Annotated in this window: 7 protein-coding genes; 6 read left to right on the forward strand and 1 reads right to left on the reverse strand. The window is 43.9% G+C overall.

All coding sequences use genetic code 11. The features are described 5' to 3' along the window. The first annotated feature begins 51 nt into the window (after positions 1-51). From RYH73_RS18085 to RYH73_RS18110, 6 genes are all read left to right on the forward strand, one after another. Positions 52-1,515, forward strand: a complete 1,464-nt coding sequence (locus RYH73_RS18085; protein WP_335314864.1) for a BNR-4 repeat-containing protein — start codon at positions 52-54, stop codon at positions 1,513-1,515. Positions 1,516-1,520: 5 nt separating this feature from the next. Then, positions 1,521-3,053 (forward strand): L-lactate permease, encoded by a 1,533-nt coding sequence (locus tag RYH73_RS18090; protein ID WP_335314865.1) that lies wholly within the window; start codon positions 1,521-1,523, stop codon positions 3,051-3,053. 826 nt (positions 3,054-3,879) lie between these two features. Next, positions 3,880-7,092 carry a SusC/RagA family TonB-linked outer membrane protein gene (locus RYH73_RS18095; protein WP_335314866.1) on the forward strand — a complete coding sequence of 1,071 codons (3,213 nt, stop codon included), beginning with the start codon at positions 3,880-3,882 and terminating at the stop codon, positions 7,090-7,092. A 42-nt stretch (positions 7,093-7,134) separates the two neighbouring features. Then, positions 7,135-8,574 (forward strand): SusD/RagB family nutrient-binding outer membrane lipoprotein, encoded by a 1,440-nt coding sequence (locus tag RYH73_RS18100; RefSeq protein WP_335314867.1) that lies wholly within the window; start codon positions 7,135-7,137, stop codon positions 8,572-8,574. 88 nt (positions 8,575-8,662) lie between these two features. Further along, positions 8,663-10,168, forward strand: coding sequence for a S10 family peptidase (locus RYH73_RS18105; protein ID WP_335314868.1), 1,506 nt, complete (start codon positions 8,663-8,665; stop codon positions 10,166-10,168). A gap of 8 nt (positions 10,169-10,176) precedes the next feature. Continuing rightward, positions 10,177-11,775 (forward strand): amidohydrolase family protein, encoded by a 1,599-nt coding sequence (locus RYH73_RS18110; protein WP_335314869.1) that lies wholly within the window; start codon positions 10,177-10,179, stop codon positions 11,773-11,775. Positions 11,776-11,831: 56 nt separating this feature from the next. Here RYH73_RS18110 and RYH73_RS18115 read toward each other — a convergent pair whose 3' ends face one another. Then, entirely contained in the window at positions 11,832-14,108 is a 2,277-nt protein-coding gene (locus tag RYH73_RS18115; protein ID WP_335314870.1) for a family 20 glycosylhydrolase, read from the reverse strand. Positions 14,109-14,430: the final 322 nt, after the last annotated feature.

Here is a 14,430-nt window from a genome sequence, read left to right on the forward strand (position 1 = left end):
TGTCTTACTATATAACCTGCGTTATTATCAAAATGAATAAAAATGAACCCCATGAAAAAATATAACGGCTTGCTGATTACGATACTGACAAGCTTTTTCTTCTCGTTCTCCGATCCGATTTCAGCACAGACAAAAACACATCCCGATCTCCAATATGCCGAAGCCACCTTACTGCAACAAAAAGCCAATGGCTTTAAGGGCATTTGGTACATGAACCAACCCTCTAACGATGAATATGTCTATAAATACAGTGGCGGTATGGCTACCTATCCCGCCAATCATCGTCCCTTCGCGATTTATGCCCCCGAAGCAAATAAAACATTCTTCTGTTTCGGCGGAAGTGATGATAGAAGCGGCACCTTATACCATAACGTATCCTACTACGATCACAAGAAGAAAAAATTAGCAAATCCCACGATCATCTTAGACAAAAAAACGACCGACGCACACGACAACCCGGTTATCTCGATTGACGACGAAGGATATATCTGGATTTTTTCAACTTCCCATGGCCGATCGCGTCCCTCCTATATCGTTAAGTCGAAAAAGCCCTACCAAATTAATCAATTTGATACCATTCGGGCAACCGAGCAAGCAAATGGTAAAATTAAAGCTTTTGACAACTTCTCTTATTTTCAGGTATATCACCTGCCTCAAAAAGGCTTTATTGCCCTGTTTACCAAATATAATGAAAAAGGGCAGCGCGTTATCGGCTTCAATACAAGCCGGGATGGACATAGCTGGGGCCAGTGGCAAGTGTTGGCCCATATTGAAGAGGGCCATTATCAAATCAGTACCGAGCGAGATGGCAAGATTGGGGTTGCCTTTGATTATCACCCCAAAGGTAAAGGATTGAATTATCGAACCAATTTGTATTACCTCGAAACATCCGATTTTGGTAAAACCTGGACAACGGCCTCGGGTACACCGGTTACCTTACCGCTTCAACAGAAGCAAAATGCGGCATTGGTACATGATTACAGTGCCGAGCACCTGAACAGCTATCTCTTGGATATCGATTTCGATGCGCATGGGAAGCCTTATATTCTCACCATTACCAGCAAGGGTTATGAAGCCGGACCTCGCAACGCACCCCGTAATTGGACCCTATCCACGTATGATGGACAAGACTGGATCAGCAATATCATCACACAATCCGACAGCAACTACGATATGGGTTCAATATACCTCGATCAAGAAAATATCGCCGTTATCGGCCCTACCATAGATGGTCCACAAGCCTTTAACCCCGGAGGGGAAATCGCTATTTGGAACAGTACAGATAAAGGCAGAAGTTGGAAAAAAGAAAAACAAGTGACGGCCCACAGTGCTATGAATCATAGCTATGTCCGCAAACCACGTTATGCACAATCGGATTTTTATGCAATCTGGGCAGATGGCAATGCACGAAAACCCTCCATTTCCCATCTATACTATATGGATAAAAAAGGGACGGTTTACCAAATGCCGTACACATTCAAGAAAAAGTTAATAAAAGCCACGCCCTTAAACTAAGCTCCATGATCGCTTATCTTTCACCGAACAGTAATCCCTTAGACCTTCTCCAAGTAGGTGCCGCCCTGTTACCCATATTGGCTATCTTTTGGGCCCTGGTATTCGCTAAATGGAAGGGATACCAGGCCAGCTTGTTTGCACTCGCAATCGCTTGTATAATTGCCTATACGGTATTTCACGCTTCCTCGAAAACCATTGCCATTTCGAGTATCAGCGGCATGCTCTATGGATTATTTCCTATTTCCTGGATTGTAATCAATGCCTTGTTTCTTTTTAACCTGAGTGTTGAAAGCGGCCAGTTCAAACAAATCAAACAGTACATTGCATCCATCACGCCCGACCCCCGTTTGCAGCTATTGTTAGTCGCCTTTTCTTTTGGTGCCTTCCTAGAAGGGACCGCCGGGTACGGAGCACCGGTGGCCATTACGGCGGCCATGCTCGTTGGCTTAGGTTTTCAGCCCCTTCAAGCAGCAGGCCTCTGCCTGATTGCCAATACTGCACCTGTCGCTTTCGGGGCAGTAGGTATTCCGATCACGGTTTTAGCTACTATCTCCGGTTTACCGGAGATGGCTATCTCGCAGACCGTCGGGCGTACCTTGCCCTTTCTATCCTTGATGATGCCCATGTATCTTGTTCTTATTTTTGCAGGCCGGAAACGAATGTGGGAGGTGCTTCCTGCCCTGCTCATTTCAGGTGGTTCTTTTGCCTTGCTCCAATGGTTCTCGGCAAACTATATCGGACCAACGCTACCGGACATCATCGCGGGACTCGGTTCTTTGTTCGCTTTGTGGTTTTTTTTACGCGCCCGAAGGCCTATTAAAGAAAAGGAAGAAATGCAAAAAGGTCTTGGCCGAGCCTTCATGCCCTTTATATTCTTAACCGTGTTTATTATCCTTTGGGGTATTCCATCCCTGAAACAGCATCTCGATCAATGGGGCCAAGCGAAAATCAACTTCGGTTCAAAAGAGATCATGCTCTCTTACCTATCAACACCGGGCACCGCCATTTTATTGGCTTCACTCCTTTCCATTCCTTTTACAGGTTGCTCCTACCGGCAAGTCCTTAACATTTACAAAACAACTTGCCAACAATTGCGTTACGCCATACTCACCATTGCAGCCATTATGGCTTTTGCCTATCTTCTCAACGATTCCGGCATTACCTTTACCCTCGCACTGGCCTTAGCCAACACCGGTATTTTCTATCCCTTCTTCGCGCCTATATTGGGATGGTTGGGTGTATTCGTGACCGGTTCCGATACTTCGTCAAATGCACTGTTCGGAAAATTACAGTATGAAACTGCTTCTCGCATTGGCCTTAACCCCCTTACAATGGTAGCAGCCAACGCATCAGGCGGTGTATTAGGCAAAATGATCTCTCCTCAATCAATTGCCGTAGCAGCAGCTGGAGGTGGCTTAATAGGCAAAGAATCACAATTACTGCGATACACGCTAAAACACAGCTTTATCCTCTTAGCCATTATCTGCTTAATTGTTATGTTGCAAACTTATCTATTCAATGATATGATACCCAATTGATCAAACAACTAAGTCCTTGAAGAAATTTAGTATGCAAATTTAGGCTAACCTCAAAGGCCAACCTCGCTCATCAGCACAGTATATCTAAAAAAGCCTCGACCGCCATACGGATCGAGGCTTTTTTTAACTTGATCCAAAAAAAACAAACTCCAACTCCACAAATTTCAACCTTAAGACAAAAAAATATTAAAAAAAGCAACCAAAAACAAAATAAAAAAAACCAAAACACAAAAAAGGATAAAATACAGCTTATTTGTATCAATATATAAGTAGTAAACCTATCTTTTTCCCGTTATCATTGCAATAAACCATGCCAACCAGTTGTGAGCCGTCCATTAACCTAGGGCATCCGCTTACTTTACGTCTACGGGAAACGATAAACAGCGCTGTTAATAAAGCGGAAAGATGAGCAAGCTTCGTCACCTTTAAACAGATAACCGATGAAACGTAACACGTTAGATCTTAAATTATGTAGCCCTCATTGGCAGCAAAAATCGAACCTATTTCCGAACCTTTCTCCAGGCAGACCGCCCACCTAGTCGCATCTGCAATGATTAACAAGAATACCAAATCCAATACCATGAACCGACTGCATTAAAAATTCCCATTTTATTCGACCGCGGTATGTCGATAAAAGTCGCTAAGGAGTTCATGCGTAAAAAATGAATGCGAACGAATTGATTTTTTACTAATGAAACCTGCATTAATTGCCATAAATAAAAGAATGTTAACAATTTATGCAAGCTTCATTGCCATTAAAAAACAAGCCGAGTGTAACGAGCTCATCTATACAATTGATATTTAACATCCATAGATAATTATTTGAATGAAAAAAAAGTTCCTACTTTTTTTCGCTTGTGTTCTTTCCACGCCCTATTTATTAGCACAAACGAAAACAATCACCGGTCTGGTGATCGGAAAAGAAGACGGCCAACCAATTCCGGCAGTTTCAATCAAAATCGAGGGCAGCAACCAAGGGACGTCAAGCGACATCAATGGTAAATTCCACCTGTCGGCACCTATCACCGCTGTACTCGTTGTTTCATACATCGGCTATGAAACCCAACGCGTAGCGGTTGGAAGCGCCAATCAATACACCATCCAGTTACAGTCGAGCGCCACAGGTTTAGATGAGGTTGTAGTGACGGCGCTAGGTATATCACGTCAAAAAAAATCACTCGGTTATGCAAGCCAGGAAGTTAGCGGAGAAGATATCAACCGAGTTCCAACAGGCAATATCACCAATAACTTGTCAGGAAAGGCCGCGGGTGTACAAATAACGCGAAACAATAATTTTGGTGGCTCTACCAATGTAGTGATTCGTGGGAATACCTCATTAACCGGAAATAACCAAGCATTATTCGTTGTAGACGGTGTACCAATCAATAACAGTACGTTCAATTCCGCCGATCAGCAAGGCGCCGGTGGAGGGTATGATTATGGTAACTTGGCATCCGACATAAACCCGGATGACGTTGAATCCATTAATGTTCTCAAAGGGGCGGCAGCAACGGCACTTTATGGATCACGAGCGGCTAATGGCGCCATTATTATCACCACAAAAAAGGGAACTTCGGAAGGAATCAAAACAATCGATGTTAGCTCCGGGATCACAGTTGGTATTATCGATAAATCGACTTGGCCCGAATTTCAGCAGGAATATGGTGCCGGATATGAAAAGATTTATGGTCCTAACCGTAATCAGTACTTTAACGAACAGGATGTCAATGGTGATGGACAGCTTGATTTAGTTTCTCCGCTAGCCGTTTATGGCTCCTTTGGAGGACCATTTGATCCGAATTTACGCGTGTATCAATGGAACGCATTCGATCCCGAATCTGCCTTCTACCATCAAGCAACGCCATGGGTCGCCCCTGCGAACGGCCCGATCACTTTCTTTGAAACACCGATTTCCAATAATAACAATGTAGCCTTTTCAGGTAGCAGCACCAGCGGTGGAAGCTATCGTCTTTCCTATACAAATAGCTACCAAAAAGGCTTGATGCCCAATAGCACCAATAAACGGAACAATTTTTCATTCAATGGCAACTTTAAATTAAGCGAACGCCTAACCGTCTCCGGAAGTGCCAACTTTAATAAAACAGATGTGGTCGGACGTAACTTGACAGGAAATGAATCGGGCTCAGGCGGTGGAAACTACGCTGCTGTCGTCCGTCAGTGGTGGCAAAATAATGTTGACATTAAACAACTGAAAGATGCCTACTTTACCACGGGAAGAAATCTCACCAATTTCATTGGCGGAACGATTGATAATCCGTATTGGGTGCGATATGAAAATTATGAATCGGATACGCGAAGCCGATTTTATGGTAATGCCGGGCTAAATTTTAAAATTACCGACTGGCTGAATGTAGACGGGCGGGTTTCCCTGGATACGTACTCTTATATGCAGGAAGATAGAACGAATAACGGCACTTTAGGCCAAGTTGGCCGCTATACCCGCCGAGATATGGATTATTCCGAAATCAACACCGATCTAATGTTGAACTTCAATAAAAACCTTGGCGATGATTTCAATATTAGCGGCGTTTTAGGAACCAATTTACGCAGAAATGAGCTACGACAGGTAAATATGGAAACCAATGGGGGCTTGGTCGTGGATGGTCTCTATGCAATCTCCAATTCCCTCAATCCTCCGGCGGCCCCTACAGAAATCGCCGAGAAGATTGGTGTTGACGGTTATTACGGACTTCTCTCTTTATCTTATAAAAACACTTATTTTCTGGATGCTACAGGCAGAAGCGATCATGCTTCTACATTGCCCGTTGATAACAACACGTTCTTTTATCCCTCCATTGCAGCCAGTTTCGTGTTTTCTAATCTGATTAAAAGCGAGGTGCTTTCCTTTGGAAAATTACGCCTCAATTACGCCGAAGTAGGAAACAGCGCTCCTGCTAATAGCCTTGTGGACGTACTGACCAAACCCGTACCATTTGGGTCTATACCGCTGTATGCCGTGAATGATGTAAAAAACAATTCCGAGTTATTGCCGGAATCTACAGCGAGTTTTGAAGCGGGTGTTGAATTTTCCTTTTTGGATAGAAGGATAGGGGCTGACATTTCCTACTATAAAACGAATACAAAAGATCAAATTATTCCGGTAGAAGTTTCCTCCATCACAGGTTACACCTCTAAATTCGTAAACGCCGGTGAAATTGAGAACAAAGGCGTAGAAGTTATGCTGTCCGGGTCGCCGATCCGTAAAAACAATTTTAGCTGGGAAATCAAGCTTAACTGGGCCAGAAACCGCAATCAAGTCGTATCACTTTTCGAAGGCGTAAACAATTTACAGTTAGGGTCATTCAGAGGGTCCGTTACGTTAAATGCAACCGTTGGCGAAGCTTACGGGACCTTGATGGGAGCTGATTTCATTTATGTTGACGGAAAGCCGGTAATTAATCAGACTACGGGCGAATATGAACGAACCAGCAACTTCAATAATGTAATCGGTGATGTGAATCCCGACTGGAAAGGTGGTATCAGTAATAATCTTCGTTATAAAAGCTTCAGCCTAAATTTTCTGATCGATATGCAGCATGGCGGTGATATCTTTTCCAGCGATATGGCACAAGGATATCGTTCAGGTCTATATGTAAATACTACCGGACTGAATGATTTAGGCAACCCAATGCGTAATTCCTTGGCAGATGGAGGTGGGATTATTCTGGATGGTGTAGCTCCAGATGGATCCCCCAATACCGTCAGAACACGTATGGACACTTACAACAACGCGCTTGGGATTAATAGAGCACCGCAACGCTTCTTCATCTACGATGCGTCTTATATCAAGTTGAGAGAAGTATCATTTACTTATTCTCTACCTACTAAAATTTTCCGAAAAACACCGATCAAAAGCATGAGCGTTTCGGCAATTGGCTCCAATTTATGGATCATTCATAAAAACCTGCCTTATTCGGATCCGGAAGCAGGACAAAGTGCGGGTAATATTCAGGGTTATCAACTAGGTGCCCTACCTACTACCAGAGATTTCGGATTAAACGTAAAACTTCAATTTTAACGTCACCGCCTTACTAAAGGAAGGATAGATAATTATTTACAGATGAAAGGATTTATTAAACATACAACAAGCATATTAGCAGCCATATGTTTGTTCAGTACTTGCTCAAAAAATCTCGAAGAGTTAAATAAAAACACCAAGGACGCCACGCAAGCCAATGGAGAAACATTTTTTGCCTATGCCGAAAAGGCAATGGCGGATGTGATGCAGGATCTCACTTATGGTTCATCGGGTACACCTTTTACGATTTGCCGTCTTTTCGCCCAACACACATCCTGTAATACCTATAATGAAGGATCAAATTATTACGCGCAATTCAATTGGGATAATGTCTACCAGGATGTTTTAAAAAATCTAGATGAGAGTAAGAAAAATATATCGGCAGAAAAACCTATTGATGAAGCCGCTACCATTCAGCAACAAAATCAGCTGGCGATGATTGAAATCATGAATGTGTATGCATACGCCCGTTTGGTAGAAGCTTTTGGAGACATTCCCTACAGCGAGGCCTTAAATATTGACAATGTGACCGCCAAATATGACGATGCCGAAACAATCTATATCGATCTACTTGACCGTTTGTCTACAGCTATTGGAGAGCTCGATGCAAGTGCTGGAGGCTTTGGCACTTCCGATCTGATTTATCGCGGAAATACTGCAGCCTGGATAAAATTCGGAAACTCGTTAAAATTGCAGATGGCCATGCGTATCGTAGACGTACTTCCCGAACTGGCTACGCAAGCTGCTAATCAAGCTGCTTCAAATCTAATCAGCACAAATGCTGATAATGCAACCTTAGTGTATCAGGAATCAACACCAAACACCAACCCCTTATATGTGGATCTGGCTATCGGCAATCGGCAGGACTTTGTAGCTGCCGCCCCTTTGGTAACGGTAATGAATACCCTAAACGATCCCCGTCGGAATATATTCTTTACAAAAGTAGGTCAAGATTTTGTGGGCGCTCCTTATGGTGAGCCCGTAGAATATAGCCAATACTCACATTTTGGCAATTTATTTTATACACCAACGGTACCCTCCATCTTTATCGACTACGCAACGGTCGAGTTTTTGTTGGCCGAGGCCGCAGCACGCACCATTATAGGTAGCGCCGCCGATGTTGAAACACATTACAATAAGGCCATCAACGCCTCCTTTGAATATTACGGCGTATTCGGTGCCGACACCTATTTGCAGCAGTCATCAGTAGCTTATCAAAGCGCCGATGGCACTTGGAAAGAAAAAATCGCGCTGCAAAAATGGATCGCCTTATATAACCAAGGCTATGAAGCTTGGACCGAATACCGCCGTCTCGATTTCCCGCACTTACAAGCTCCTCCAAACGGCTTTATCCCCATCGTTCCGGTACGTCTGTTGTATCCAAGTTCGGAGCAAACACTCAATGGAGCCAACTGGCAAGCAGCTTCAGATGCCATAGGAGGAGATTTGATGACCACAAAACTTTTTTGGGACCGGTATTGATAGGGCAATACGATGGATTCATTTACAAAGAAAATAACCTCAATAAGATACACCAAAGGTGAGCTAACCTTAAATAACAAACAAAACGATGATGAAAAATTTAATGTATTTATTTTTATGGCTTTTCTGTGTAAAAGCAAGTGCACAGGATATTACTATTAATCCGGATTCAGCGGTCACTACACGGCACCAAGTAAACATTAAAGGACAACGCGTGTCTTTTACAGCTACAACCGGCACTCAACCCGTCTGGGATAAAAGTGGGAAAGTCATTGCAAGCGTATTTTATACTTATTACCGTCGCAATGATGTAACAGATACGCTGCATCGGCCATTTGTGATCTCATTTAACGGAGGACCGGGAGCCGGTGCGCTGTGGATGCGTTTAGGCTATACCGGGCCGCACCATGTAAAGGTAGATAAAGAAGGCTTTCCGATACAACCATACGGTATTGAAGACAATCCCTATTCGTTGTTGGATGTAGCAGATATTGTATACGTAGAGCCCGTAAATACAGGTTTTTCCCGTGCAATGAATGACACTCCGGAAGCTGATTTTTTTGGTGTCTATAAGGATGTCAAATACTTGGCTGATTGGCTCCGGACATTCGTTACGCGGTATAACCGGTGGGCCTCGCCTAAATACTTGGTAGGGGAAAGTTATGGTACCACACGCGTTTCCGGATTAGCGCTCGAATTGCAACAAAGGCACTGGATGTATTTAAACGGTGTCGTGTTGGTATCACCTACCAAATTAGGAATTCGTCGCGATGGGCCGGTAGAAGGAGCAAATATGCTGCCCTATTATGCAGCAGCCGCTTGGTACCACAAGCGCTTAGCGAGCGATCTTCAACAAAAGGATTTGACAGAGGTGCTGCCCGAAGTGGAAAATTTCACGATCAATGAACTCATCCCGGCATTAACCATGGGCGGATTTCTGGAAGAATCAAAGAAAAATGAAATGGTCACAAAAATTGCCCATTATGCCGGCATATCAGAGAAGGTCGTACGCGAACATAACTTAATCATACCTCCCTCCTTCTTTTGGAAAGAACTCCTAAGAGACCGCGGTTATACAATTGGACGCTTAGATTCCCGTTACCTCGGGATCGATCGGATGGACGCCGGTGAGCGGCCCGATTATGCACCTGAAAACACAACCTGGCAGCATATCTTCACACCAGCAAATGCCTTCTATTACACCAATTATTTGAATTACCATACCGATTTGGAATATTACGTTGCCGGAAATACAAGGCCGTGGGACCGGGAAGGGGAAAATACAGAACATACCGGCGAAGATTTACGGCAGGCCATGGCACTCAATCCTTATATGCATTTGTTGGTTCAATCGGGATACTATGACGGAGCTTGCGATTATTTCAATGCCAAATACAATATGTGGCAACTCGATCCAAGCGGCAAACTACGCAGCAGGATGGATTGGAAAGGCTATCGAAGCGGACATATGATGTATTTGCGTCACGAAGATCTCATCCAAGCAAATGAAGATTTACGCGAATTCATTAAAAACAGTATACCGGCAAAAGGCGAGCCTGCTATGTATAAAATTGATATTAACACCCCTAGATAATTATCCGAATGAAAAAAATAAAGTGGGTATCGTTTTTCCTGTCAATGGTGTGTTTTACCCATATGGCAGAAGCGCAGCAACCTGCCCCGGCACACGCGCCTGATCGACACGAAGGAGAAGGTCCTTGGGATCAACTCATTATCCGAGGTGCTATCTTAATTAACGGAACGTTAGCACCGCCAACGGGCCCGGTAGACATCGTTGTAGAGAAGAACAGAATCACCGGCGTTTATATTGTCGGCAGCCCAGGTTCACCTATATCGGCAAAAAGAAGGCCCGAACTCAAACCCAATGGTCATGAAATACAGGCTGAAGGAATGTATATTCTGCCGGGATTTGTAGATGCACATGTGCACATTGGCGGTGCCAATAAAGGAAGTAATGCCGAATACGTCTTTAAATTATACATGGCGCACGGTGTAACAACAATAGCGGAACCCGGTTGTTCTAATGGCCTGGATTGGGTATTGCATGAAAAGCTCCGGAGCGAACATAATGAAATTACTGCTCCCCGCATTAAGGCTTACACCAGGTTTGGGCAAGGAAGTACAAAACCGATCTACACCGATGAACAGGCTCGGGAGTGGGTACGTAATAATGCAAAGCTTGGGGCTGATGGTATTAAGTTCTTTGGTGAAACACCGGTCGTCATGAAAGCCGCACTAGACGAAAATAAAAAACTAGGCTTGCGTTCTAAAATGCATCATTCACAAACTTACGTAGGCAACTGGAATGTGCTGAATAGTGCAAAGGCCGGATTAACCAGCATGGAACATTGGTATGGCCTACCGGAAGCAATGTTTACCGATCGCCAGGTGCAGAACTATTCATTAGACTATAATTACCAGAATGAACAAGATCGATTTGGTGAGGCTGGCTTGTTATGGCAGCAAAGTGCGCAACCCTTCTCTGCAAAATGGAATGCCGTTATGGATACATTAATTGCACTTGATTTCACAATAGATCCTACGTTTAAAGCTTATTTAGCCAATCGCGATCTGATGGCTTCTCGTACGGCAGAATGGCATCAAGATTATACAATGCCCCAACTATGGGACTACTACCAGCCCAACCGTGAAGCACATGGCTCGTATTGGTTCAATTGGGGAACAGAAGAAGAAATTCGTTGGAAAGAAAACTTCAGGCTTTGGATGGCATTTGTCAATGAATATAAAAACCGGGGAGGAAGAGTTAGTGTTGGCACCGATTCCGGATTTATTTTTAATCTCTATGGCTTTTCTTATCCCAATGAATTGGAGTTATTAAGAGAAGCCGGTTTTCACCCGCTCGAAGTCATTCAGGCGGCTACCCATAATGGAGCCGAAGCCCTTGGCATGGAAAAAGAAATAGGAACCATTGAAGTAGGAAAACTGGCCGACTTTGTTCTGGTAAAAGAAAATCCACTCGCTAATTTAAAAACCTTATATGGCACAGGTGTCATTAAAGTAACGGAAAATAACGAGGTCGTACGGGTCGGTGGCGTAAATTATACCATTAAAGATGGTATTGTATACGACGCTAAAGCACTCCTGGCCGATGTACGCGAAATGGTTGCCAAAGAGAAAGCAAAAACGAATTATAAGCTGCTACAACCCGGTATCAAATAACTAGCATAAAAAGGCCAATGCAGTGCATTGGCCTTTATTTATAACAGCCTGTCGGGCTAGTAAAACAACCAATCATCCGGTATCGGCTTTACTGGACCACCGTCCACGCTATAATAGCACTTCAAGGTAAAGCCGCCACCTGCTTCTATAAAATCGGCCGCCAGTGCATGAAACCCGGCATCCAAGGCAATTTGGCCACTTTTTTCAATAGGTGCATGTTGGCCGTCATTGTCAACAACCAATTGATCGGCGATCGATAAAATCCCCCCATCGTCGCAAGTATAATAGAAATTATAACGTGCCTTTTCCGGTACGCGGATGTATCCCCGTATTTTAGCTGCAAACGAGGGCCACTTAACCGTATCGCTGATGGCTACATTTTTTAATACCCGCTCATCCATTACAGCCCCGCTGATTTCCTTTGTATTTTTAAAGGTTCCATCAAAAAAACTTGCCTTCAAACCAAGTTTCAAATCACTTCCCTTTACATTCAGTCCCTTATGCCATTCAGCGGGTTTAAAACGCACCAAATATTGTTCACTTTTGGCACCACCATTGCTTATACTGGCAAAGCGAACCTCGGTGGCCTCCTTTATTTTCAATATCGACGGCAGGACACGGCTCTTCCGATCAGGCACCGTTCCATCCGTGGTATAATAAACCTTGGTACTTGCGAGCGGGTTCCTTACACGGAGTTCGGCGTGTCCATCTACAATCACCTGTTCATCAGCAAAACCTTCCAGATCCGGTTGGCGGTATTTGATCTGCATGGCGTCCCATAGACTGTAATGATGCAGTATACGCTGCTTGTACGTGTCAAAATCAGCCTGTGTCGTCCACACCCGTTCAGCCAAGGCGGTTAAGCGTGGTAACATCATAAATTCCAATCGATCCGTGGATGGAATGGTTTCCGTCCACAAATTGGCTTGCGCCCCTTTCACAAAATGTTTTAAATCTGCAGGAATATCATCCCCCACCACTTTCAATCCGTACACGCTCTCTAACGTACTCTTATTAGGCAAATAATCAAAATATAAGGGATTCGTTGGTGTCATCACCAGGTCGTGATGCCCCTTCACTGCTTTTAAAGGTGCATCTTTTACCCATCCACGCCAATACATTACCCGAAGCGAGCTGTCAGCACCGCCATCCAACACTTCGTCCCAACCAATTGTCGTTTTTCCTTTCGATTGGATAAAATTATTTACCCGATTCACAAAATAGCTCTGCAAAGCATGCATATCCTTAATCCCCTCACGAGCCATCAATTCACGGCATTTCGGTGAACGCTCCCAACTACTCTTTTCTACTTCATCCGCTCCGATATGAATAAAGCGACTCGGAAACAAATCGATCACCTCCTCCAACACCCCTTCCACAAAGGTATAGGCTTCTTCCTTTCCCACACAGATCGGCACAGAGAACTGTTTCCCCCAACCGGCAGCCGTACTATCCAACAGTTCCGGATAAGCTCGTGTTGCCACCATCATATGTCCGGGCATATCAATCTCGGGAATGATTTCCACATGCCGCGTTGCGGCATAAGCAATAATTTCCCGCATATCTTCTTGCGTATAAAAACCACCATACTCCACTTCTCCATTCCGCTCGCGTAGATGTTCCTTCGACAGGTTGAAATCCGGATTTTCGACGGCCTGCTTCATACAGGCCGAATCCTGGTTATTGAAATGTCGCCAAGCCCCTTGTTCTGTCAACTTTGGATAGCGTTTAATCTCCAAGCGCCAACCCTGGTCGTCGGTTAAATGCAGATGCAAGGTATTCAATTTGTAATAAGCCAACAGGTCGATCAATTTCAATAAATAGGCTTTGGAAAAGAAATGTCTGGCTACATCCAGTTCCATCCCACGCCAGCCGTAAACCGGTTGATCATCAATCGTTAAATAAGGTAACTGCTTCCGATCCGCCGGATTCAGATCCAGCATTTGTTGCAGCGTCTGTAGCCCATAAAACATACCGTTCGCCGTACTTGCCTTAATCACCAATCCGTCCTTGTTCACCACCATCCCGTAGGCTTCTGTCGACAAGGACTTATCAAGCAGTAATTGAATCGTTCCCTTTGATTTGCTTTTGGTTAAGGTCTGTTTCAATACCTTTTTTTGCAAATACTGAAGTTCATTTTGGAACAAAGACTCATCTGAGCAAGAATAGCTTAAACCGGTATGAGGGAATTCAAAAATACCGGCCTGACGCTCCAATTTGTTCGGTAAAGGAATCAAATTAAACCTTTCCACATTCCCTTGCGAAAACGCCCCCAATGGAAATAGGAAATAGATAATAAAGAAAGAAAATAGATGATGTTGTTTTAAATTCATTTGTATAATAGGTGTTTTTTTCTTCTTTTTTTGATAAAATTTTTCAATACCTTTTTTATGTTCTTTATGCTTGACCATAAAGAACCAAACAGTCAAGGCTGCATGTACTTTCGCTAAAGATTTAGGCCGAAAGCTTCATTCTGTGGAGCCGCTCTTCCGCGCTGGCCTGCCCTTCGCTTCTTCACATGATTTTTTTACCCGGGGCCATCCTAAATCTTTTTGACGCTCAATTTCATGAGACCGTTCTTCCCAACGCGCTAGAGCCCCCTGTGATTTCATCACGCACAACCAAATGACTAAACTACTCAACTATTTTTCTACT

This window comes from Olivibacter sp. CPCC 100613 (assembly GCF_036959255.1).
GTDB lineage: Bacteria > Bacteroidota > Bacteroidia > Sphingobacteriales > Sphingobacteriaceae > Olivibacter.